The 23,353-nt window shown below is 63.9% G+C and carries 20 protein-coding genes; 9 read left to right on the top strand and 11 right to left on the bottom strand.

Annotated elements, in window-relative coordinates; translation table 11 throughout:
* Positions 1-43 precede the first annotated feature (43 nt).
* Together MOV80_RS19240 and MOV80_RS19235 are read left to right on the top strand one after the other, a co-directional pair.
* Positions 44-1,741 (top strand): inositol phosphate phosphatase SopB, encoded by a 1,698-nt coding sequence (locus MOV80_RS19240; RefSeq protein WP_198001607.1) that lies wholly within the window; start codon positions 44-46, stop codon positions 1,739-1,741.
* Between the two features lie 11 nt (positions 1,742-1,752).
* The gene (locus MOV80_RS19235) at positions 1,753-2,124 is read left to right on the top strand and encodes a CesT family type III secretion system chaperone (protein WP_019104498.1); all 372 of its coding nucleotides are present in this window, start codon (positions 1,753-1,755) and stop codon (positions 2,122-2,124) included.
* A gap of 77 nt (positions 2,125-2,201) precedes the next feature.
* Here the strand turns inward: MOV80_RS19235 and MOV80_RS19230 are convergent, their stop codons facing one another.
* From MOV80_RS19230 to MOV80_RS19215, 4 genes are all read right to left on the bottom strand, one after another.
* A complete protein-coding gene (locus MOV80_RS19230) occupies positions 2,202-4,079 on the bottom strand; it encodes a methyl-accepting chemotaxis protein (RefSeq protein ID WP_107732898.1) in 1,878 nt (625 codons plus the stop codon).
* Between the two features lie 401 nt (positions 4,080-4,480).
* On the bottom strand, positions 4,481-6,109 hold the full coding sequence (locus MOV80_RS19225; protein ID WP_081950259.1) for a 3-(methylthio)propionyl-CoA ligase: 1,629 nt from the start codon (positions 6,107-6,109) through the stop codon (positions 4,481-4,483).
* 205 nt (positions 6,110-6,314) lie between these two features.
* On the bottom strand, positions 6,315-6,839 hold the full coding sequence (locus tag MOV80_RS19220) for a response regulator (protein WP_019104198.1): 525 nt from the start codon (positions 6,837-6,839) through the stop codon (positions 6,315-6,317).
* On the bottom strand, positions 6,839-8,116 hold the full coding sequence (locus tag MOV80_RS19215) for an ATP-binding protein (protein WP_043589859.1): 1,278 nt from the start codon (positions 8,114-8,116) through the stop codon (positions 6,839-6,841). Before MOV80_RS19215 ends, MOV80_RS19220 begins: the two co-directional genes overlap by 1 nt.
* Before the next feature lie 120 nt (positions 8,117-8,236).
* On the opposite strand from MOV80_RS19215, the gene MOV80_RS19210 reads away from it, so the two are divergent.
* Positions 8,237-10,213, top strand: a complete 1,977-nt coding sequence (locus tag MOV80_RS19210; protein ID WP_249605402.1) for a TonB-dependent copper receptor — start codon at positions 8,237-8,239, stop codon at positions 10,211-10,213.
* A 50-nt stretch (positions 10,214-10,263) separates the two neighbouring features.
* Positions 10,264-10,689, top strand: a complete 426-nt coding sequence (locus MOV80_RS19205) for a hypothetical protein (RefSeq protein WP_143330345.1) — start codon at positions 10,264-10,266, stop codon at positions 10,687-10,689.
* A gap of 125 nt (positions 10,690-10,814) precedes the next feature.
* On the opposite strand, the gene MOV80_RS19200 is transcribed toward MOV80_RS19205, so the two are convergent.
* Positions 10,815-12,167, bottom strand: a complete 1,353-nt coding sequence (locus tag MOV80_RS19200) for an ATP-binding protein (protein WP_081575138.1) — start codon at positions 12,165-12,167, stop codon at positions 10,815-10,817.
* The gene (locus MOV80_RS19195) at positions 12,164-12,826 is read right to left on the bottom strand and encodes a response regulator (RefSeq protein WP_019104203.1); all 663 of its coding nucleotides are present in this window, start codon (positions 12,824-12,826) and stop codon (positions 12,164-12,166) included. Before MOV80_RS19195 ends, MOV80_RS19200 begins: the two co-directional genes overlap by 4 nt.
* Positions 12,827-13,047: 221 nt before the next feature.
* Here MOV80_RS19195 and MOV80_RS19190 point away from each other — a divergent pair, with 221 nt between their 5' ends.
* The 3 genes from MOV80_RS19190 (at position 13,048) to MOV80_RS19180 (ending at position 16,408) form a co-directional block, all read left to right on the top strand.
* Positions 13,048-13,878, top strand: a complete 831-nt coding sequence (locus MOV80_RS19190) for a UDP-2,3-diacylglucosamine diphosphatase (protein ID WP_118268352.1) — start codon at positions 13,048-13,050, stop codon at positions 13,876-13,878.
* Complete coding sequence (locus MOV80_RS19185; RefSeq protein WP_249605401.1) at positions 13,866-14,906, top strand: glycosyltransferase family 1 protein; 1,041 nt, start codon at positions 13,866-13,868, stop codon at positions 14,904-14,906. The genes MOV80_RS19190 and MOV80_RS19185 overlap by 13 nt, the downstream gene beginning before the upstream one ends.
* 719 nt (positions 14,907-15,625) lie before the next feature.
* Positions 15,626-16,408, top strand: a complete 783-nt coding sequence (locus tag MOV80_RS19180) for a ferredoxin--NADP reductase (RefSeq protein ID WP_019104206.1) — start codon at positions 15,626-15,628, stop codon at positions 16,406-16,408.
* A gap of 79 nt (positions 16,409-16,487) precedes the next feature.
* On the opposite strand, the gene MOV80_RS19175 is transcribed toward MOV80_RS19180, so the two are convergent.
* The 4 genes from MOV80_RS19175 to xth form a co-directional block, all read right to left on the bottom strand.
* Positions 16,488-17,615, bottom strand: a complete 1,128-nt coding sequence (locus MOV80_RS19175; RefSeq protein WP_249605400.1) for an alanine--glyoxylate aminotransferase family protein — start codon at positions 17,613-17,615, stop codon at positions 16,488-16,490.
* Positions 17,616-17,828: 213 nt separating this feature from the next.
* Positions 17,829-18,347 carry an acid shock protein gene (locus MOV80_RS19170; RefSeq protein WP_161524307.1) on the bottom strand — a complete coding sequence of 173 codons (519 nt, stop codon included), beginning with the start codon at positions 18,345-18,347 and terminating at the stop codon, positions 17,829-17,831.
* Between the two features lie 155 nt (positions 18,348-18,502).
* Positions 18,503-19,210, bottom strand: coding sequence for a rhodoquinone biosynthesis methyltransferase RquA (gene rquA, locus MOV80_RS19165; protein ID WP_019104209.1), 708 nt, complete (start codon positions 19,208-19,210; stop codon positions 18,503-18,505).
* A gap of 124 nt (positions 19,211-19,334) precedes the next feature.
* Positions 19,335-20,108, bottom strand: coding sequence for an exodeoxyribonuclease III (gene xth / locus MOV80_RS19160; RefSeq protein WP_107732901.1), 774 nt, complete (start codon positions 20,106-20,108; stop codon positions 19,335-19,337).
* Between the two features lie 220 nt (positions 20,109-20,328).
* Between xth and MOV80_RS19155 the strand changes: the two genes are divergently transcribed.
* Positions 20,329-20,505 carry a hypothetical protein gene (locus MOV80_RS19155; RefSeq protein ID WP_156038958.1) on the top strand — a complete coding sequence of 59 codons (177 nt, stop codon included), beginning with the start codon at positions 20,329-20,331 and terminating at the stop codon, positions 20,503-20,505.
* Between the two features lie 209 nt (positions 20,506-20,714).
* On the opposite strand, the gene MOV80_RS19150 is transcribed toward MOV80_RS19155, so the two are convergent.
* Positions 20,715-22,748 carry a M3 family metallopeptidase gene (locus tag MOV80_RS19150; protein WP_107732902.1) on the bottom strand — a complete coding sequence of 678 codons (2,034 nt, stop codon included), beginning with the start codon at positions 22,746-22,748 and terminating at the stop codon, positions 20,715-20,717.
* 59 nt (positions 22,749-22,807) lie between these two features.
* Between MOV80_RS19150 and MOV80_RS19145 the strand changes: the two genes are divergently transcribed.
* Entirely contained in the window at positions 22,808-23,353 is a 546-nt protein-coding gene (locus MOV80_RS19145) for a gamma carbonic anhydrase family protein (RefSeq protein WP_019104212.1), read from the top strand.

Genomic DNA, 23,353 nt, shown 5'->3' with positions numbered 1-23,353 from the left:
CGCATAGTAACCAGCATCTCTTCTTGATGAAATGTCCTTTATCATGCTCCGCCTGAATTTCCTCCAAGCACTACGCCCCTCTCACTGGATGCACGGCAATAACGCCCAAGCCGCCCCCCAAGCCCAGTCCGCTCCCGTTGCCGGCAGTGCGCCGGCGCCGCGCAAACTCAACGCCGCCGGCATCCAACGCGTGGAACCCGCCGGCGGCTGGCTCAGCCACCTGAGCCAGCATGCACAAGCCTCGCAGGCGTCCTCGCGCTCACTGCATGGCTTGTACACGCTGCAAACCCACAGGTTGAATACCGCCATCCAGCTCCTAAGCGACTTAGGATGTCGTAACAGCCCCGAAACCAGTGCCCTGCGGGCTATGAAGCAACAATTGCCCGCGGTTCCCATCTCGATGGGGCTCACCGCGCAACGACAGGAAATGGATGCCTGCTTGCAACAGCAACTTCAGGTAAAAGAGTTGGTTGCCAGCGCCTTGATGCGGCTCGGCCATTCAGCCAAGCAGGCCCGCCACGCCGCCAAGTTCGCCTTACAAGAGGCCAGCACCCGCTTGTTGAACCAGCGCCCGTGGCAGACGGTGGCAACCCAGGTGCAACACAATGAGCGCGGCTACAGCTGCACCCTGACCCCGGCCGGCCAGATGAAGCTGAGCGCCTCCGGCGACATCTTCCCCAACCGCTACCACGACCACGGCGTCTGCTCCGCGTCCACCACCGAAACCCGCCACGCGGCCAATCTGTGGCAGTCCGAACTGAAGGACGATGCCGGCCAGACCCTGTTCAAAGGCATCCGCCACGGCATTCTGTCACCTTACGGCGTGGAAGACGCCACGCTGCGCCAGGACGGCGCCCGCCAGCGCGCGACCGAAGTCGCCACCGCCGCGCTGTTCTCACAGCCCGACAAGCTGCAACAAGCGCTGGCCGGCGACACCGTCACCCTGCGGCTGACCTCCACCGCGCTGGTGACGCCGGGTCTGGGCGGCGAAAGCGGCATGCTGCGCGACCAGATCGGCGCCTGGCGCGCTTTGACATCGGCGCCGCAACCGCTAACGCTGCAAATCAAAAACGCCGATGGCGAGCTGCAACCCGTCAGGGTGAACCTGGAGGTGGCCGCCTTCAATTTCGGCGTCAACGAACTGGCGCTCAAGCTGGGCATGGGCCACAAAGAATCCGACAAGCTCAACCTCGAAGCCTTGCATCAATTGTTGGGTCTGGATCTGAAGCCGGGTAAAGCCCCAGGCGGCTGGGTGGGCGACTACCTGGCGCAAAACCCGGCCAATAAGAAGCAGGTCGAAATCATGGCCATGCAGCTTCAGGAAATCTGGGCAAAGCAATCCCACCGCAGCGACGGCGGCGAGCCTTACAAGGCTGCGCAACGGGTAGCGATGCTGGCCTTCGAGATCGGCGCGGTGCCGTGCTGGAACTGCAAGAGCGGCAAGGATCGCACCGGCATGCTGGATGCGGAGATCAAGCGCGAGGCGATTGCCCAGCATCAGGGACGCGCGCCCAGCCGGCCGGGAGTGGCGCTGGACCCGGAGATGCGCGAGCTGTTCGGCAAGGTGCTGACCCAGGGCGGCAATCTGGAAGTGCAGGCCTACAACACCGGCGCGCCCGGCAACAAGGTGATGAAGCAGCTACCCTTCGGCTCGCTGCTCAATCTGTCCTACGCCCGGCGTGTCGGCGACGTCGCGGCCTGGCAGCAGGCGCAGGGCTTATCCACCCTGCTCAAATCCTGAGGAGGTGCGCGATGAATACGCTGATGCTCAGTTTGTACGACACCTTGGGACTGACGCTGGACGACGAGGAGCCGGTGCTGTTCTTCGGCGACGACTTCGCGGTGCACTTCGAGGAAAGCGCCGCCGGCTTGGAAATGGTGTGCCCGCTGGGCGCGCTGCCCACCGATGCCGGCACGCTGCAGCGCCTGTTGCAGCACAACTTCGCCAATCGGGTCACGCTGGCGGCGGACGCTGACGGCGAGCTGCTGCTGGCGCTGCTGCGGCTGCCGGACGACAGCAGCGGCGCCGAACTGCAAGCCGGGTTGGAGTTCCTGGTCGGAGCCGCCCGCGGCCTGCAGGTCGATCTGGGGCTGGGCGGCCGCTTGGATGCGCAAGCCGGCTGATAGGCAACACATGAAAACGGCCGGGGAGCAAACCTCCCCGGCCGTTTCTCGCGTCAGCCGCCGACTATGAACATTGTTTAGAGGCGGAACTTGTTGAACTCCGCATTCATCTTGCTGGCATTGAGCGACAAGCCGGTCAGTGTGCTGCTGACGTTCTGCAAGGAGTCGTCGTTTTCCAGCACATGGCCGTTGATCGCCTCCGAGCTTTGCGCGATCAAGGTGGTCGCCTTGTGCTGTTCGCTGGTGGAATCGGAAATCTCGTTCATCTTGGCCACCACGTCCAGCATGGAGGCGCGGATTTCCTCTATCTTGGCCACGGCTTCTCGGGTCAGTTCCACGCCCTCGTCCACCGCGGCCACGGTCTGGTTGACGTCGTTGACCGCGCGGCCCGTTTCGTCGCGGATCGCGCTGACCATATTGGATATCTCCAGCGTGGCCTGGGCGGTGCGCTCGGCCAGCTTGCGCACTTCGTCGGCCACCACGGCGAAGCCGCGGCCCTGTTCGCCGGCGCGCGCCGCCTCGATCGCCGCGTTCAAGGCCAACAGATTAGTCTGGTCCGCGATGTCGCGAATCACATTGGTGATGCCGGAGATTTCCTGCGAGCGCTTGTCCAGCGAGGACAGCATGGACTCCAGGCCGCGCACCGACTGCACCGTGCCCTCCATACCGCTGGACAGGCGCTGCATATTGCTGGCGCTGGCTTCCAGGCTGGCGCCGGTCAGGCTGGTCAGTTCGTCCGCCTGGCGCGCGCTGTCCGCGATGTGGGAGATCGACACCGTGATCTGCTCCAGCGTGGCCGCGTTGGACGAGGACACGTCCGAAATGTGGCGCGAGCTGTCCGCCACGCCGGCCACCAACTGACTGGCGTCCTGCACCCCGTTGACCACCCCTGCGGCGTCCTGCTTCAGGCCGCGGAACAGCTGGGCCAATTGAGCGACAAAGGTGTTGAAGGCGCGCGCGGTGGCGGCTATCTCATCCTGGCCGTCGTCCTTCAACCGCAAGGTCAGATCGCCTTCGCCGTGGGAAATGTCCTCCATCGCGTTTTTCAGGCGCACCAAACCGGCCAACATGCGGCCGATCACCAGGCTCGCCAACGGAATCATCAGCACAAACACCAGCGCGGTAAGGCCGGCGATGGTGTACAGCAAGGTGGTCAACGGCGCCAGCACGGTGGCGCGGTCCGCCGCCAAGGCCATCACCCAGTTGGTGCCGGGGATTTCCTGCGCGGACAGCAACATGGCCTGGCCCCCGATCTGCACTTCCGACGCCTGGTCGTGGCTAACGATGTCGGCCAAGCGCTCTGGCGTCAGTTCCGGCGCCACGCTGGTGATGGGCTTCAAGGCCAGGTCGGTTTGCGGATGGGCGATCACCGTGCCCTTCTTGTCCATGATGAAGGCGTAGCCGTTGCCGCGCACCTTCAGGCCCAGTACCGATTTCACCAGCGCGTCCACCATCACGTCGCCGCCCACCACGCCGGCGAAAGCGCCGTTGTGGTTGAAGGGCGCGGAAATGGTCACCGTCAGTTTCTTGGTGGCTTCGTCCAGGTACGGGTCGGTCACCACGGCCTGGCCGCTATCCTTCGCGCGCTTGTACCAATCGCGGTCGGCTACCTTGTAGTCCGCCGGCGCGGTCCAGTCATCGGAAAACAGCGACCGGCCGTCGGCGTAGCCGGCGTAGTTCACGTTGAAGCCGCCGGCCTTGGCGCCGGTTTTCAGAAAACGAATGGCGTCGGACTCGGACGCCATTGTGCTTTGCGCGACGATTTGCTGCTTCTTCTCTCCCAGCCAGGTGGTCACCACCGAGCTTTGCCCCTTAAGGCTGGCCTCGAACTCCTGGTCCAGACCCTGCAGTATTTCCGTGCGCATCTGCACGAAGACGATGACGACGAGCACCAGCCCGAACAATGCCATCAATAGCGCGTTCAAGGCGATCAGCCGGCTACGAAGAGATTTCATGAACAGTCCTTTTTTTCTCGCGTGATTGACAACCATGGCTCCAATGCCGCGCGTTGCCGGCGACACTCCCCATACCGTTGGCAGCCAATTGTTATTGTTGATTTATATCCGGCCAGTTTAACGGAAGTCACCCGTTATAAATATCAAATATGGGTACAGTTGTGACAGATTATGATTTTGTTTGATCAAACGCAGGAGGATAGGGACATGGCCAGCCGGTGCGACGGGCAAAAAAACCCCCTGCGGTTTGACAACGGCAGGGGCCAACACGAGGAAGAAACGTCGTCCGGCGGACCGGCCGACATTTCGAGGGGCTAACACCTCAAAACCATACGGTTTTCAGTGCAGCCGCCACTGTAGCGTAATTACTCTATTCAGTCCAGCCTATTCCTCCGCCGGCGTCAGGAACGCCAGCGATAATCGCGGAACTGCTCGCGCAGCCGCACTTTCTGCAATTTGCCGGTGGCGGTGTGCGGCAACTCCTCAACAAAGACCACATCGTCCGGCGTCCACCACTTGGCGATCTTGCCTTCGTAGAAGCCCAGCAATTCTTCCACCGTGGCCCCGGCGCCGGGCTTGAGCACCACCACCATCAGCGGCCGCTCGTCCCACTTGGGATGCGGAATGCCGATGGCCGCAGCCTCCGCCACCGCCGGGTGGCCCACCAGGATATTCTCCAGTTCGATGGAGCTGATCCACTCGCCACCGGACTTGATCACGTCCTTGGTGCGGTCGGTGATGCGCATGAAACCATCGGCGTCTATGGTCACCACGTCGCCGGTGTTGAACCAGCCGTCGGCGCTGTGGCTGGCGTCCAGTTCGCGGCGGAAGTATTGCGACAATACCCACAGGCCGCGCACTTGCAAATTCCCGAAGGCCACGCCGTCGTGCGGCAGAGGCTTGCCGGCGTCGTCGACGATGCGAAGCTCGATGCCGTAAATCGGCCGCCCTTGCTTGCTGAGCAAGGCGTTGAGTCCGGCCTGGTCCAGGCCTTCATGCTTGAGCTTGGGCGTGCCGGTGGTGCCGCATGGCGACAGCTCGGTCATGCCCCATAGTTGACGCATTTCCACGCCGTGCTCGGCCAGTTGTTCGATCATGCTTTCCGGCACCGCCGAGCCGCCGGCGATCACCCGCTTCAGGGAATGCAGTTTCAGATGGTTCTTCTGGCAATGCTGCAACAGCATCATCCACACCGTCGGCACCCCGGCTGTCACGGTCACCTGCTCGCTTTCGATCAGTTCGTACAGATTGACCCCGTCCAACTTGGGCCCCGGCAGCACCAGCTTGCTGCCGTTCATGGTGCAACTGTAAGGCAGGCCCCAGGCGTTGACATGGAACATCGGCACCACCGGCATCACGCAGGCGCGCGCCGAGATGTCGAAGCTGTCCGGCAAGGCGCTGCCGTAGGCGTGCAGCACAGTGGAACGATGCGAGAACAGCACGCCCTTGGGGTTGCCGGTGGTGCCGGAGGTGTAGCACAGGCTGGACGCTGCGTTTTCGTCCAGCAACGGCCACTGGTACTGGTCGCTGTGGCTGTTGACCAGGTCTTCGTAGCACAGCAGGTTGGCCAGCGGCGTCTGCGCCGGCATATGCGCCTTGTCCGTCATCAACACGAAGGTTTCCACCGTGCCCAGCTGCGACGCGATCTGCTCCACCAGCGGCAGGAAGCTCAGGTCGAACATCAGCACCTTGTCTTCCGCGTGGTTGACGATCCAGGCGATCTGCTCCGCGAACAGCCGCGGGTTTACCGTGTGGCATACCGCGCCGTAGCCGGACACGGCGAAATAGGTTTCGTAATGGCGGTAGCCGTTCCAGGCCAGGGTACCCACGCAATCGCCCTGGCGCACGCCCAGCGCCGCCAGCGCGTTGGCCAGCTGGCGCGCGCGCCGCGCCGCTTCGCGATAGGTGTAGCGATGGATGGGCCCCTCCACGGTGCGCGACACGATGGGCGTGTCGCCGTGATAGGTTTCGGCGTGGCGCAGCAAGTCGGAAATCAGCAAAGGCCGGTCCATCATCTGTCCGCGAAGCATGGTTGTCCCCTCCATTGGCATGGTTATGGACATTCACCATACGGCGGCTAGAGTGGACGCTCCAATCAATTTTTCTGATGGCGTGGCCAAGCCGGATTTATACCCCCGTCATTGCCCGGTAATTGAAGAACAAAGACCGCTACAGTCCGCATCCAGCCAATTGCCGGCGGTCGGAAGACGCTGTAGCAATGCAACAGGCCCGCATTCAACTCTTCACCGGTTTCTTCGCCAGCATCCGTTGCAAAGTGCGACGGTGCATGTTCAAGGCGCGCGCGGTGGCGGAGATATTGCCGTCGTTCTCGCTAAGCACCCGTTGTAGATGCTCCCAGGTCACCCGTCGCAGCGACATCGGTTGCGGTGTAAGAGGCAGTTCCGGATTGGCCCGCTGTTGCTCGAAAGCCGCCAGGATTTCATCCACCGTCGCCGGCTTGGCCAGGTATTGCACCGCGCCCAGCTTGGTGGCCTCCACCGCGGTGGCGATGCTGGCGTAGCCGGTCAGGATCAGAATGGCGCTGTGCGGACAGGCGGCATGCAGCGCCGGCAGCAAGCGCAGCCCGCTGTCGCCGTCCAGATTCAAGTCCAGCACGATGCGCGCCGGCGCTTCGCCGGCCAGTTCCAAAGCTTGCTCGGAGGTCTGAGCCGCCGCCACCTTAAAACCGCGCCGGCTAAGCGAGCGCGCCAAAATGGCGACAAAGGCTTCGTCGTCGTCCACCAAAAGAAAATCCAGCATCAGGCTCCGTCCTTATCATCCACCAGCAAGGGCAGGCGCACCTGCGCATGCACGCCGCCCTCCGGCCGGTTCAGCAAGCGCAGCGAACCGCCCAGCCGCGCCAGCGTGGCGTGGCTCAGCATCACGCCCAGCCCCATGCCCACCGGCTTGTCGGACGGCAACGGGGTCAGACCGGCGCGCTCCAGCTGCTGGTCGGTCAAACAGCCTTGGTGGTTGACGATGTCTAGCAGCAAGGCCCCCTGCTCCAGCCGCGCCGCCACCGTCAGTTCTCCGCCGCCGGCCTCGGCCGCGTTGTTGATCAGATTGAAAAACGCCGGCCAGAACGCCGGGTCCAGCGCCACCAGCGGGTCCGGTCCCTGCGGCGCCTGCCAATCCAGCCGCACGTCCGGCCGCAATGAACGCCAGCCGGCCAGCCGCTCGGCCAACGCGGCGAACAGCCCGCTCTCGCCCGGCGCGGACTCCGACCCCAGCTTCAAGCGCGCCAACGCGCTGCCACAATTGGCCAGTTGCGCCTTCATCAGCCGCAAGTCCTCCATCAACTCGGCGTCCCGCTGCCGGGTGGCCAGCAACTCGTCCACCAGCAGAGTCATGGTGTTCAACGGCGTGGACAGCGAGTGGGCGGCTCCGGCCGCCTGCATGCCCACCGCCAACAGTTGCTCGTCGCGCAACTGGGTCTCCCGCGCCGTCGCCAGCGCCGCTTCTCTCAACGCCAGCTGCCGCGCCAGCCAGGATACGAAGCCGGCGATCAACAGCGCCGACAGCGCGAAGCTCAACCACATCCCGGTCAAATGCATGGAAAAGATATGCAGCGCGTTGCCGTGGTCCACCGGCCATGACAGATGCCACTCGAACAACAGGCCGTAGGCCGCGACGCTGGCCAGCGCCAGGGCCCAGGCGAACAGCCCCGGCGACAGCAAGGCGGCGAACAACACCGGTGGCAGAAACAGCGAAGCGAGCGGATTGGCCGCGCCGCCGGTGAAAGCCAACAGTTCGGTCAACACCAATACGTCTGCGGCCAGTCCCAGGCGCAGAGCCAGCAGGGGGTCGCCGCCATGGCGCAGCCACCACGGCAGACAGACGTTGACCGCGGCCAGCGTCAGCAGCGCTTGGGAGAGCAAAGGCCAGGGCAGATAAACATGCTGCCACCAGCAGGCCAAGGCCACCGTCGAGCCCAGCAGCAACATCAGCCAGCGCAGCCAGCCTATCAGCCGCGCCGAGCGCGCGATGTCCGCGGTCAGGCCCAGCCGCGGAGAGGAAACAGGGAATCCGGCAATCATGGCCGACACTTTATCACCATGCGGCAAGCAGGGGCGCTGCGACACTTTGCCGCATTGGGGCGGGACATCATGCAATTTAGAATTGTCACCCTCAAATTTGTTAACGTTAGTTTCTAAAAAATGTCTAAAAAACACTATTTGCTGCCTATCCCGCTGGCGCTCGCCGTCGGCCACGCCTTTGCCCAGGAGCTGCCGGAATTCCGCGGCGAGGAAGTGCTGGTCACCGCCGCCAAGGAGGAACAGCCGCTGAAAATGTCGGTGGACCCGCGCGCGCCGCGCCAGCCGCTGCCGTCCGCCGACGGCGCCGGCTTGCTCAAGGGCTTGCCCGGTTTCAACGTCATCCGCAAGGGCGGCGCCTCCGGCGATCCGCTGCTGCGCGGCCTGGGCGGCTCGCGCCTGGCCATTCTCGCCGACGGCAATTTCGTGTTCGGCGGCTGCGGCGGCCGCATGGACCCGCCCACCGCCTATCTTTACCCGGACGCCTATGACGAAGTGAACGTGGTCAAGGGTCCGCAAAGCGTCAAACTCGGGCCCGGCCTGATCAGCGGCGGCGTCAACTTCGAGCGCAAGACCAAGCGCTTCGACGAGGCCGGCGTGCGCTTCAACGGCAGCCTGACCGGCGGCAACGCCGACCGCAACGACGTCTACGCCGACGCCGCCTTCGGCTCCAGCCAGGGCTATGTGCGCGCCATCGCCAGCCGCAATCACGGCGGCGACTACAAGGACGGCAACGGCGCCAAGGTCCACTCCAGCTTCGACCGCGACAGCCAGACCCTGATCGCCGGACTGACTCCGGACCGGGACACCACGCTGGAACTGGCTCTGGACCGCAGCCGCGGCCAGGCCGCCTACGCGGACCGAGGCATGGACGGCAGCAAGTTCGACCGCGACGCCTGGAGCTTCAAAGCCGAGCGCCGCAACCTCAGCGGTTGGCTGGACGCGCTGCGGCTGCAACTGGGTCATAGCTATGTCGACCACGTGATGGACAACTACTCCCTGCGTCCGCAGACCGCCCCGGCCAGCCGTTCCGCGATGAACCCGGACCGCAGCGCCGACACCGGCCGCCTGGCCGCCGACATGGCGTTTGGCGACTGGGAAGTGAGCGCCGGGTTCGACTGGCTCAGCGACCGCCACCGCAGCCGCATGGGCAAAGGCGTCAATGCCGGCCAATACGTGGACCAGCCGCGCGCGCCCAACCAAAGCTTCGACAATCACGGCGTCTACGCCGAAGCCAGCCACCCGCTGGGCGCCGGCGGCAAGCTGATTGCCGGTCTGCGCCGCGACCAGACCCAGGCGGTGTTCGAGCCCAAGGCCGCGGCCATGGGCAAGCCGGCCCAAGCGCGCCAGGAAACCCAGTACCAGCTCAACGCCGGCTTCCTGCGCTACGAACACACGGCGGGCAGTTGGACCCGCTACGTCGGCCTGGGCCAAGCCGAACGCGCGCCGGACTTCTGGGAACGCAATAAAAGCCCCAGCCTGAACAGCGAGACCAACCGCCAACTGGACGCCGGCCTACTCTACCGCGACGACAAACTGCAAGGCTCGCTGTCCGCCTACGCCAGCCGCGTGCAGAACTTCATTCTGGTGGAAGGCGAGGCCGGCGCAATCGGCGGCAAGGCCCGCAACATCGACGCGCGCCGCTACGGTTTCGAAGGCGACCTCAGCTGGCGCTTTGCGCCGGAATGGACGCTGTCCGGCAGCCTGGCCTGGGTCTGGGCCGCCAACCTCGATGAGAACCGCCCGCTGGGCCAGACTCCGCCGCTGGACGCCAAGGCGGCGCTGAAATGGGACAACGGCAAATACGCGGCCGGCCTGACCGTGCGAGGCGTGCAGCGCCAGGACCGCGTGGCGCCGGGCCAGGGCAATATCGTCGGCACCGATATCGGCGCGACGCCGGGCTTCGGCGTGGTATCGCTGGACGGCGGCCTGCGCTTGAACAAACACGCAAAACTGCTGTTCGGCGTGGACAACCTGTTCAACAAGGCCTACGCCGAAAGCGTCAGCAAGGGCGGCGCGATGGTGGCCGGTTACGACCGCAGCCTGCAGGTCAACGAGCCCGGCCGTACGGTGTGGGGCCGCGTGCAATTACAGTTCTGATTCCTCGCCCTCTCGCCGCCGTGCCTCCAGTCTGCTAGGCTGGAGGCCTTTTGCCACCGCCCTCTCCCCGCCGGATGAAAACGCCCTATCTGAAAATCCTCGCTTGCGGCCTGACCCTGTTCATCCTGCTCGGCCCGCTGGTGGCCTTGCTGGCCAGCGGCGTGGTGCCGATGATGGCTTATTTGATGGGTGCGATCCCGGCGCTGGGATTCGGTCTGCTGCTCTGCCTGCTGCGCATGTTGCTGGCCCGTCCCATCGCTGGCTGGCAGCAGGGATGGCCGCGCTGGCTATTGGCCTTGGTCGCCTTCCTGCCCGGCGCCTTCAGCGGCAGCGCGGTTACCTTCGTCTACGCCAGGCTGGCCGAGCCGCTGCTGTACAACGACCTGATGAACCTCTACCTTGGCGCGATGGCCGGCGGCGTCTGCAACGCGCTGTTCTGGCTGATGCGCTTTGGCGCGCCGTCCCGACCCGACTAGGCAAAAAGAAAGCCCGCCGAAACCGGCGGGCCGCAACCAAATGTAGAACGCTGGCTGCGTCAGGGCCAGCACAGCCAGCATAGCCGGATTCGCCAGGCGCTCCCATGCGGCGAATTGCCGCAGTCTCAGCGCCGCCTCAAGCCGGCTTCCAGCCCGCCGCCCTCGCGGTTGGCCAGGCTCAAGCTCAAGCCGTGCAGCTCCGCCACCCGCTCGACGATGGACAGGCCCAGCCCGCTGCCGGCCACGTCCTGGCCCGGCGGCCGGAAGAAGCGCTCGCGTATCCGTGCCAGCCATTCCGCCGCCACGCCCGGGCCGCGGTCCAGCACGCTGACCGCGTCCTCGGCCAGCACCAACCGCGCCTCGCCGCCCTCGGCGCCGTAGCGGATGGCGTTCTCCAGCAGATTGCGCAGCATCAGCCCCACCAGGGTTTCGTCGCCGCTCAAGGGCAAGGCCCGCTCCGGCACGCAACGCCATTCCGTCTCCAGCTTCACCCCCTTGAGCGCAGCCTCCGCCGCCATCTCCGCCAGCAAGCGCTCCGCCAGCGTCGCCCAGGCGATGGGCTGCCCCTGTCCCGGCCGGCTAAGCGGATCCAGCCGCGACAGCGCCAGCAACTGCTCCACCAGCCTCGTGGCGCGGTCTATGCCCAACATCAGCTGCCGCAGCGCATGCTTGCGCCGTCCCTCGTCCGGCAACAGCTCCAACACCTCGGCCTGCACTTTCAGCGCCGCCAGCGGCGTGCGCAGCTCGTGCGCGGCGTCGGCGGTGAAGCGGCGCTCATGTTCCAGCGTGGAGGCAATGCGAGCGAACAAGGCGTTGAGCGCGTCCACCAACGGCATCACTTCCCTCGGCACCTCGCGCGACACCGGCTCGCTGTCGTCCGGCGCGCGCTGGGCGAGGCCGGCGGCCAGGCGCTTGAGCGGCCCCAGTTCGCGGCGCACCGCCAGCAGGATCAGCAACAGCATCACAGGCAGACCCAGCAGCCACGGCAGCAGTTGGGCGGACACCACCTTCAGCACCATGTCGTGTCGCAAGCCCTGCTTCTGCCCCACCGCCACCAGCCGCGAACCGTCCGGCGCCGCCAGGTAAATCAGCCGCCAGTCGTGATCGCTGTCCTTACCGCGGTAATCGTAGAAGCCGCGCCGTTCCGGCTCGAAATCGAAACGACGGCCGCGGCCGTCGCTGAGCAGCAACCGGCCGTGGCGGTCCCATACCGCCAGGCCGAAATCGTCGTTGTCCAACTGCCCCTTGTCCGCGTGCTTGAGCAGATGCTTGAGCTTGGGCAGATCGATCACCTCCTCGTCGCCGACATCCACCAGCAGCAGCTGCCGGGCGAACTGGCCCATCTGGGTGTCGAACAGCTCGTCCACCTCCTCATGCGCCAACCAGGCCGCGGTGGCGGAAGCCACCAGCCAGATCACCGGCACAATCAACAACAGCAGCAGCAATAGCCGCGCCTGCAAGCTGCGCGGTCCTCTCATGCCGGATCTCCCAAGGTATAGCCGACGCCGCGCAGCGTGCGGATGAAGGCGCTGCCCAGCTTCTTGCGCAAATGATGCACATGCACCTCCACCGCGTTGCTTTCCAGCTCCTGGCCCCAACCGTAGAGCTTGTCCTCGATCAGCTCGCGCGGCAGCACCCGTCCCTTATGGCTGAGCAGCAGCTCAAGCAGCGCCAGCTCGCGCGCGGTCAACTCAAGCGGCGCGCCGTCCAGCGTGGCCGCGCGCGCCACCGGGTCCAGACAGAGACGGCCATGCCGCCATTCCGGATGACTCTGGCCGTGGCGGCGACGATGGAGCGCGCGCAGCCGCGCCGCCACCTCCGTCAGCGCGAACGGCTTGACCAAGTAATCGTCGGCGCCGGCGTCCAGGCCGCCCACGCGGTCTGCCAGCGCGTCGCGCGCGGTCAACACCAGCACCGGCACATCCTGGCCGCCGCGCCGCCAGGCGGACAAGATATCCATGCCGTCCATGCCTGGCAGCCCCAGGTCCAGCACCACCGCGTCGTAAGGCGCGGCGCCAAGCGCCGCCAGGCCCTGCTTGCCGTCGCGAAACCAATCCGCGACGAAACCCAGCTGCTCCAGGCCCATCTTCAACCCGTCGCCGATCTGAGCGTCGTCCTCCACCACCAAAACCCGCATATCCGTCTCCCCGCCGCCGGGCGTTCAAGGTCCCGGCAGCCTAGCGCGCTCTCGCCGCCGTAACAAGCGCCCGCCGCAAAACCTTGATTGCAGCAGCCTGCGCTTAAGACAATCTTAAAGGCTGCGCTCAAGAAATTTCATCGCCTCGTCACTGAAATCTCACGCGGCTGTCACCTGCCGCTGGCAGCATCGCCAGCAGTCCACAGGCCGACGGAGCCGCCATGCAGCCAGACCCCGCCCCCGACAGCGCCCGACAACTGCGCGCGATCTGGATTTCCGACGTCCACCTCGGCACCTCCGGCTGCCGCGCCGACCACCTGCTGGATTTCCTGCGTTTCCACGAATCCGAATACCTGTACCTGGTCGGCGACATCGTCGACGGCTGGCAACTGAAAAAATCCTGGTACTGGAAACAAAGCCACAACGATGTGGTACAGAAAGTGCTGCGCAAGGCTCGCAAGGGCACCAAGGTGATCTACGTGCCCGGCAACCACGACGAGGCGGCGCGCCAATACGCCGGACTGGACTTCGGCGGCATCGCCATCCGCCAGGAGGCCGAGCACCGCACCGCCGACGGCAAGCGGCTGCTGATCCTGCACGGCGACGAGTTCGACGGCGTGATTCAATACGCCAAATGGCTGGCCTACGTCGGCGACACCCTATACACCCTGATCCTGGAACTGAACCGCGGCTTCAACTGGGCGCGGCTGAAACTGGGCCTGCCGTACTGGTCGCTGTCGCAATACCTGAAACACAAGGTCAAAAACGCGGTCAACTTCATCAGCAACTTCGAAACCATTCTCGCCGGAGAAGCGCGCCGGCGCGGCTTCGACGGCGTGATCTGCGGCCATATCCACAAGGCCGAGGTACGCGATATCGACGGCATCCTCTACGGCAACAGCGGCGACTGGGTGGAAAGCCTGTCCGCGCTGGTGGAACACCCCGACGGACGGCTGGAAGTGCTGTACTGGACCCAGCTGGGCCAGCCAGCCGCCGCGCCGCAACCCCAAGCGGCGCAAGCCGACCACAAGGAACCGACATGCGCATCCTGATCGTCACCGACGCCTGGCTGCCCCAGGTCAACGGCGTGGTCCGCTCGCTGACCGAAACCGCCCGTGAACTGGCCGGCTTCGGACACCAGGTGGAAATGATCACCCCGCAGGCCTTTCGCACTCTGCCCTGCCCCACTTACCCCGACATCCGGCTGTCGCTGTTCCCCTACAGCAAAGTGGCTGCGCGCATCGCCGCCTTCGCCCCGGACGCCGTCCACATCGCCACCGAGGGACCGCTGGGCCTGGCCGCTCGCCGCTATTGCCTGCGCCACGGCCTGGCCTTCTCCACCGCCTACCACACTCGCTTTCCGGAATACGTGCACGCCCGCTGCCGGCTGCCGCTGGCGGTCAGTTACACCTGGATGCGCCGCTTCCACAACGCCGCCCATTGCGTGATGGTGCCCACCCAATCCATCGCCGACGATTTGACCGCCCGCGGCTTCCGCAACGTCAAGCTGTGGAGCCGCGGCGTGGACACCGCGCTGTTCAGCCCCGGCCCGCGCGATCGGCTGGACGGCACCGCGCCGCCGCGCTTCGTCTACATCGGCCGGGTGGCGGTGGAAAAGAACATCGAAGCCTTCCTCAAGCTGGACTTGCCGGGCAGCAAATGGGTGGTGGGCGACGGCCCACAACTGGCGCGGCTGAAACAGCAATATCAGGACGTCCACTTTGCCGGCATCTTTCCCCAGCATGAGCTGGCGCGTTTCTACCGCGCAGCCGACGTCTTCGTGTTCCCCAGCCTGACCGACACCTTCGGCCTGGTGCTGCTGGAGGCGATGGCCTGCGGCACGCCGGTGGCCGCCTATCCAGTGGCAGGCCCTCTGGACGTAGTGGGCGACAGCGGCGCCGGCGTGCTGGACGCGGATCTGCGCGCCGCCTGCCTCAAGGCGCTGGAGCTGGACCGCGGCCATGTTCGCGCCGTCGCGGAACGTTATTCCTGGCAGGCCGCCAGCCGCCAGTTCGAACAACATTTGCGCCCCGCGCGGCTGGCGCTGGCCGCCCCGCTGCCAGACCCAAAGGCCGGCTGAACCCCTCTTGCATTGGGCGCGGCAGAGTCTTATAGTGGAATGGTCAACACGACAGGGAGGGTTCCGAATGCTTTCACGGCAGAATGCCGGCGGCCATCCAGTGATACACGCGTTGAGCATCGGCCAATAACCACGGCCAGCCAAATCGGCACAGTCCGCAACGCCAAGCCAGCCTCCAAGACGGAGCATCAGCAGTCCCGGCCCGGCCGGTCCGCCAAATTCAGAGTTAGCAAACTTGAAATTACCGTTTGTCGATTTGCCAAATAAGAAAGAAGCGGTTGGTCTTTCTGTGATGTCCATCAAGGACACATGCGCGGCAGCCCGTCATGATGATGGCTCCGCCTCAACACGGCAACGTCATTGAGCTGTCTTCGACAGCCCGCTCTTTGGTAACGGCCTTGCGGCAGTAGTAGTGGTAGTGAAGCCAGCAAGGGTAAAGCGCACAGTATTTCTCCGTATGTTGTCTGAGAGGGCGTCCCGCCATGGTGACGCCCTCTTTCGTTATGGCGAATCGGCAAATAACGCTCAGCGATAAACACATCAGAAAACAATCGTTCAGCTACGTCCGCAATGTCGGTTAACATGCTGTTCCAATTGAATTTAACGCCGATTGCTCCGGATTTTCCCAGCAAGAGCGAGCGGCGAAGCGACAAACCGGTTAAAATCGGCCCCAATACTTTTCGAGCTTCTACTTCATAAATTAGCGAGCAGCAAACCTTATGTCCTCTCCCAACCTGACCTCCGAAAAGGTCCTGTCCGTCCATCACTGGAACGACACCCTGTTCAGCTTCACCTGCACCCGCGACGCCGGCCTGCGCTTCATCAACGGCCAGTTCGTGATGATAGGTCTGGAAGTCAACGGCAAGCCGCTGATGCGCGCCTACTCCATCGTTAGCTCCAACTACGAAGAACACATGGAGTTCTACAGCATCAAGGTTCAGGACGGTCCGCTGACCTCCCGCCTGCAGCACCTGAAGGTGGGCGACACCGTGATGATCAGCAAGAAGCCCACCGGCACCCTGGTGCAGGACAATCTGCTGCCCGGCAAGAATCTCTACCTGCTGTCCACCGGCACCGGCCTCGCCCCCTTCATGTCCATCATCAAAGATCCGGACGTGTACGAGCGTTACGACAAAGTGATTTTGACCCACGGCGTGCGCTGGGTCAGCGAGCTGGGCTACCACGACTACATCACCAAAGAACTGCCGGAAAACGAATTCTTCGGCGAGATGGTGCGCGAAAAACTGATCTACTATCCGACCGTGACTCGCGAACCGTTCCGCAATCAGGGCCGACTGACCGATCTGATCACCAGCGGCAAACTGTGCGCCGACATCGGCCTGCCGCAAATGAACCCGGAACACGACCGCGCGCTGATCTGCGGCAGCCCGTCCATGCTGCACGACCTGTGCGAGATCCTGAACGGCATGGGCTTCAAGGAATCGCCGCGCATGGGCGAACCGGCCGACTACGCGATCGAACGCGCCTTCGTCGAAAAATAAGCCGGCGCCAGACCGCCGCCGCAATAAAAACGCCATCCTTCACGGATGGCGTTTTTCTATTCCAATGGCGGGCCGGCGCTTACTTCAGCACGCTCTCCAGCGCTTTCAGACACAAGGCCACGTTCTCGCGGCGCGCGCCGTAACCCATCAGGCCGATGCGCCAGGCCTTGCCGGCGAAATCACCCAGGCCGCCGCCTATCTCCAGGTTGTACTCCTGCAACAAACGATTGCGCGCGGCGGCGTCGTCTATGCCTTCGGGAATATAGACCGCGTTCAACTGCGGCAGCCGCGCCGCGGCGTCCACCACAAACTTCAGCCCCAACTTTTCCAAGCCGTCGCGCAGAATCAGATGCATATCGCGATGGCGCTGCCAGGCTGCCTCCAGCCCCTCGCCGGCCAACTGACGCAACGACTCATGCAACGCGTACAAGGCGTTCACCGGCGCGGTGTGATGGTAGCTGCGCTTGCCGCCGCCCCAGTAGGCCATCACCAGGGTCTGGTCCAGGAACCAGCTAGGCACCGGGCTTTGCCGCGCCTGCAGCTTGTCCACCGCCGCCGGCGAGAACGACAGCGGCGACAGCCCAGGCACGCAGGACAAACACTTCTGGCTGCCGGAATACACCGCGTCCACGCCCCATTCGTCCACCCGCAGCTCCACCCCGCCCAGCGAAGTCACCGCGTCGACGATGCTCAGGCAGCCGTGGCTCTTGGCCAGCGCGCACAGCGTCTTGGCGTCGGACAGCGCGCCGGTGGAGGTTTCGGCGTGGACAAAAGCCAGGAAACGAGCATCCGGATTGGCTTTCAGCGCGCTCTCCACCGCGTCCGGGTCCACCGGCTGGCCCCAGGGGCTGTCCACCAATACCGGCACCGCGCCCAGCCGCACTACATTCTGGCGCATGCGCTCGCCGAACACGCCGTTGCGACAAACGATGACTTTCTCGCCCGGCTCAACCAGGTTGACGAAGCAGGCCTCCATGCCGGCGGAGCCCGGCGCAGACAGCGCCACTGTCATCGGATTTGCAGTTTGGAACGCGTATTGCAGCAGACTTTTCACCTCGTCCATCATGCCGACGAACAGCGGGTCCAGATGGCCGACGGTGGGGCGGGCCTGAGCGGCCAGCACTTCCGGATAAACGTCGGACGGACCCGGTCCCATCAGAATGCGGCGCGGCGGCAGGAAGGCTGAAACTTGCGGGGCGGCTAACATGGAAGCTCCTTAAGCGCGAAATGAACGAAAGCGGTTTCAAGGCCGGAGCATGCGACCGGCATCGAACCACTCGAGTGTAACAGCATAAGGCCACCGGGCGCGCCTGTCCCGCCGGCGGTCCCGTTCACAAAGAAAAAGGAGGCCGAAGCCTCCTTTGAGTCTTAGCCTCCCTGAGGGGCCTGTTTTTTTAGCGAGCCAGACGCGAAGTCCGGTTTATTTGGCAGCCGATGCAGCGGCCTTCTTGGCCTTGCCGGCGTGCTTCTTGTGAGCGGCTTTCTTCTCGACCTTCTTAGCCGGTGCGGAAGCTTCGGCCTTGGCGGCCTGGGCTTTTTGAGCCGGAGCGGAAGCTACTTTCTTGGCGTGCTTGGCGTGCGGCTTTTTAGCGGCGTGCTTCTTGGCCGGAGCGGAAGCTTCGGCCTTGGCGGCCTGGGCTTTCTGAGCGGCGGCGGAAGCGGCCTTCTTCGCATGCGGCTTCTTAGCGGCGTGCTTCTTGGCCGGAGAGGAGGCTTCAGCCTTGGCGGCCTGTGCTTTTTGCGCTGGAGCGGAAGCGGCTACCTTTTCGCCTTTCTTGGCGTGGTGGATCTTGGCCGGGTGCTTTTCAACTTTCTTGGCGGCCGGAGCCATTTTGGCTACCGGAGCGGAAGCGGCCGGCTTGGCGGTTTCGGCGGCGAAACCAGCGGCGGAGCTCAGGCCGAAAGCGGCGGTCAGGGCAAGCAGAGTCAGTTTGTTCATGATGCATCTCCAGTTTCAGGCTTGGGAGCCTGGGCTCCCGTTCACCGATCAATCGCGCCGGATTCGGCGCTTCCTTGAGACGTATCCTAGCCCTGCCCCCTTCCCGGGTCTGTTAGTCGCTTGTAAGCCCGTGTAACGTCAAGTACGGCGCGCCCTCAAGGCTTCCTCTTAGCCGTCGTCACCTGATACACCCCGCCGAACAAGGTGCGCTTGCTCCAGTCGAAACCGTCGGCCTCTTGCGCATAGTCGCGGATCTCATGATTCCACAGCGCCTCGGCGAACGGCTCCAGCGCGCGGTTCACCCATTTAAGCAGCCAGCCTATCGGTTGCCACGGCTTGGGCCTATGGTAGTCGACGAAGACCGCGCGGCCGCCGGGCGGCACTTGCGACAGCATATTGTCGACGATGGCGCGCTTCAGATGATCCGGCACCTCGTGCAGCAGGAAGAAGCTGCAAATCAAGTTGAAATCGTCGGATTCCAGCCGGTAATTGCCGGCGTTGGCGCGCACCACCGCGGCTTGAGGACGATCGCGCAGCTTGCGCTCGGCGTGTTCTATCTGCACCGGGGTGATGTCGGTGAGCACGAAGCGCCCGTCCTGGCCCGCCCGGTCCGCGGCCCGCTGCACCAGGTCGCCGTAGACATGGGCTACCTGCCACACCTTGTCGCCGGGCCGGATCTGCTCAAGATAGGCGCGCATCAGTCTTTGATCGTTGAAGAACAGCAACACGCGCACAACCAGGTTGCGATCCAGCCAGCCGGCCTTGCGCGGGTTGACGTAAGCCCAGTCGTATACCTGGGTCATATATTCCGGCACGCCCTCGTAATACGGGTCTACCGGCAGCTTGGGGTGGTTTTGGGTCATCGCGCAGCCATCTGAAAGCAAGAAAGCTCCAGACTAGCAAAACCGGCCGGCGATATTTTTGAGGCAAGCCAAGAAAGCTGGCGGATAGGCCGGCGGCAGCCGGCCTTTAGAATGGCGGAGACACTCAATCCGCCAGCGTCAGCACCACCGGAGTATGGTCCGACGGCCGCTCCCACTTGCGCGGCGCCTTGTCGATCACGCAGTCCAGCGCCCGCGGCTTCAACGCGTCGCTTACCAGGATATGGTCGATGCGCACGCCCTTGTTGCGGCGGAACATCATCGCGCGGTAATCCCACCAGCTGTATTGCTTCTCCTCCTGATTGAACAGTCGGAAGCTGTCGCTCAGGCCCAACGCGATCAGACGGCGGAAGGAGTCGCGCTCCGGCGTGCTGCACAGCACTTGCTCGTGCCAGCTTTCCGGGTCATACACATCGCGGTCTTCCGGAGCGATATTGTAGTCGCCCAACAGCAGCAGCTGCGGGTGGCGCTGCAACTCGGCGGCGACATAGCGCTCCAGATTGGCCAGCCATTCCAGCTTGTACGGATACTTGGGCGAATCCACCGCCTCGCCGTTGACGAAATAGCCGCAGATCACCCGGATGCCGTTCACCGTGGCGGCAATCACCCGGCGCTGCTCGTCTCCGTAATCCGGGATGCCGCACACCACGTCCTCCAGCTCCAGCGGCGCGCGGACCAGAATGGCCACGCCGTTGTAGGTTTTCTGGCCGAACCAGGCGGCGCGGTAGCCGGCCGCTTCGATATCGGCCAGCGGAAACACATCCTGATCCATTTTCAGTTCTTGCAGGCAGAGCACGTCCACCGGGCTGTCGGACAGCCATTGGATCACCTGCGGCAGGCGGACCTTGAGGGAATTGACGTTCCAGGTGGCAAAACGCATCGGTGGGCTCTCCAAATGTTTTTCATGCAAAGGCCGACACCATAACCGCAGCGCGCGGCACTGCCAAGCTTTGGGCGGCGACAGTCTCTGACGTCGATTATTTAATGGTTGATTAAACAAAAGTGTTTAAACAAATAAACAACAGCCGGACGACGGGAATTTGCCAAGGCCCGGAATGCCCGCCTATGATCGAAAGCGTCGTTGTAACCGGAGCAAGTTCTTGACTATCAAGCACAAGCAGCACGACGCGCAACAGGCATTATGCCCGACGCGCAATCCCAACCGTCCTCGTCTGGCGCCGTTGACGCCGCCCTTCTCGATGCGAACTCCCACCTTCCAGCGCCGCCACATCTTGCAGCCGCTGACGCCGTCCGCCAAACCAGAGCGAGATAGCTGAATCTTTTAGCCGCGCGATCCGCGGCAAAAAAAAGGCGCCTCCGTCTACACGGAGGCGCGCAATAGACACTATATCAATCTACCCTGATATGCGTCTGGCTCGCTTGCTGCTCTGGAGATAACCCACTGAGCAAAAAATTAGAGCCGCGACACTTCACCAGAGTTCCGACAAAGACCGGAATATTTTTCCCCCGGCATAAAACGGCCGTTTCAAACCGTCTCCACCATGCCGGAATGGCGCAGCAAGGCGTCGATCTGCGGGTCGCGGCCGCGGAAAGCGCGGAAGGACTCCAGCGCCGGGCGGCTGCCGCCCACCGCCAGAATCTCGTCCCAGAAGCGCTTGCCAGTGTCCGGGTTAGCGCCGCCGGCCTCCTCGAAAGCCGCATAGGCGTCCGCGGACAGCACTTCCGCCCATTTGTAGCTGTAATAGCCGGCCGAATAGCCGCCGGCGAAGATATGGCTGAAGCTGTTGGGAAAGCGGTTGTAAGCCGGCGGGAAATTCACCGCCACCTCGCCGCGCACCTCTTCCAACAGGGCCAGCCAGTCGCCCTTGTCGGCGTCGAATACGCTGTACAGCTGCAGGTCGAACAGCGCGAACTCCAGCTGACGCACCGTGGCCATGCCGCTCTGGAAGTTCTTGGCCGCCAGCATCTTGTCGAACAGCTCGCGCGGTAAAGTCGCCCCGCTGTCCACATGGCTAGTCATGCCCTGCACCACGTCCCATTCCCAGGCGAAGTTTTCCAGGAACTGGCTGGGCAACTCCACCGCGTCCCACTCCACGCCGTTGATGCCCGCCACGCCCAATTCATCGACGCGGGTCAGCATGTGATGCAGACCGTGGCCGAACTCGTGGAACAAAGTGATCACTTCGTCGTGGGTGAACAGCGCCGGCTTGTCGCCCACCGGACGGGTGAAGTTGCAGGTCAGATAGGCTATAGGCGTCTGCACCTGGCCGCTCTTGCTGCGGCGGCCGCGCGCGTCGTCCATCCAGGCGCCGGAACGCTTGCCGTCGCGGGCGTACAGGTCGAAATAGAAGCTGCCGACCAACTGGCCGTCCTTATGGATGTCGAAGAAGCGCACGTCCGGATGCCAGACCGGCGCGCTGCTTGGGCGCACTTCCACGCCAAACAGTGTGGACACCACGCCGAACAGGCCGGGCAGCACCTTGCTTTCCGGGAAGTACTGTTTGACCTCCTGCTCGGAGAAGGCGTAGCGCGCCACGCGCAGCTTTTCCGCGGCGTAGGCCAGATCCCAGGCTTCCAGCTTGGCCAGACCCAGTTCGGCGGCGGCGAAGGCTTCCAGTTCCTGGCGGTCCTTGACCGCGAACGGTTTGGCGCGCGCGGCCAGGTCGCGCAGGAAGGCAATCACCTGTTCCGGGCTTTCCGCCATCTTGGTGAACAGCGATAGTTCGGCGAAGTTGGCGAAGCCCAGCAGCTGTGCCTCCTCGCGCGCCAGTTTCAGCTTTTCGCGGATGATGGGGCTGTTGTCGCGTTCGGCCGGGCCGAACTCCGATGCCCGCTGCACATTGGCCTGGTACAGCTTTTCGCGCAGCGCGCGGTTGTCCGCGTACTGCAACACCGGGAAGTAGAACGGGAATTGCAGCGTGATCTTGTAGCCGCTCTTGTCGTCGCCGGCCGCGGCGGCGGCGAACAGTTCCAGCGAATCCTCGGGCACGCCGGACAGCTCGGCCTTGTCCTCGATGTACAGGCTGAAGGCGTCGGTGGCGTCCAGCACATTCTGCTCGAACTTGGCGGACAGCTCGGCCAGCCGCGTCTGAATGGCGGCGAAACGCTCTTTCTCCGCCTGCGGCAGTTCCGCGCCGGACAGGCGGAAATCACGCAGATCGTTGGAAACGATTTTCTTGCGCGCCGCGCTGTAGCCGTCATGCTCGGGACTGGCCGCCAGCGCCTTGAAGCGAGCGTACAAATCCAGGTTCTGGCCCATCTCGGTCCAGAACTCGGAAATGCGAGGAATATTGGCGTTGTAAGCCTCGCGCAGCTCCGGCGTGTTCACCACCGCGTTCAGATGGCCCACCACGCCCCAGGCGCGGCTGAGATGCTCGGTGGCGTCGGTCAGCGGATCGACGAAGCTTTCCCAGCTGGGCGCGCCCTGCTCCGCGGTCAGCCGCGCCACCGCGGCGCGCGCGGCGGACAGCAATTCGTCGATGGCGGGGGAAATGTGCTCCGGTTTGATCTCCGCGAAACGGGTCAGTCCGGAAAAGTCCAGCAAGGGGTTCTGGCTCATATTGGCATCCTGTGGGGGTATGATGGGAACTTTACCCGATTTCAGATGAGGACAGACCGATGAAAAGCAATATCCGCCCTTATGACGGGCATCAGCCGCAAATCCACGACAGCTGCTACATCGACCCGGCGGCGGTGGTCATCGGCGAAGTCTCGTTGGCGGAAGGCGCGTCGGTCTGGCCCTGTGCCGTGATCCGCGGCGACGTCAACGCCATCAGCATAGGCGAGAACTCCAACATCCAGGATTTCGCCATGCTGCACGTCAGCCACAGAAGCGCCGCGGACCCGGCCGGCGCGCCGCTGGTGATAGGCCGCAACGTCACCATCGGCCACCACGTCACCCTGCACGGCTGCACCATAGGCGACGAAGTGTTGGTCGGCATCGGCAGCATCGTGCTGGACCGCGCGGTGATTGAACCGCGGGTGCTGATCGGCGCCGGCAGCCTGGTGCCGCCGGGCAAGCGGCTGGAGTCCGGCTATCTTTATCTGGGCAATCCGGTCAAACAGGCGCGGCCGCTGACCGAAAAAGAACTGGCCTACTTCCAATACTCCGCCGAACACTACCTGCGCGTGGCGGCCAAGCACAAACCCAATCTGGAGGACTGA

It is taken from the genome of Chromobacterium sp. IRSSSOUMB001 (genome assembly GCF_023507765.1).
Classification (GTDB): Bacteria; Pseudomonadota; Gammaproteobacteria; order Burkholderiales; family Chromobacteriaceae; genus Chromobacterium; species Chromobacterium haemolyticum.
The sequence above is the reverse complement of the archived record's forward strand: the minus strand, read 5'-3'. Positions and strand labels throughout refer to the sequence as shown.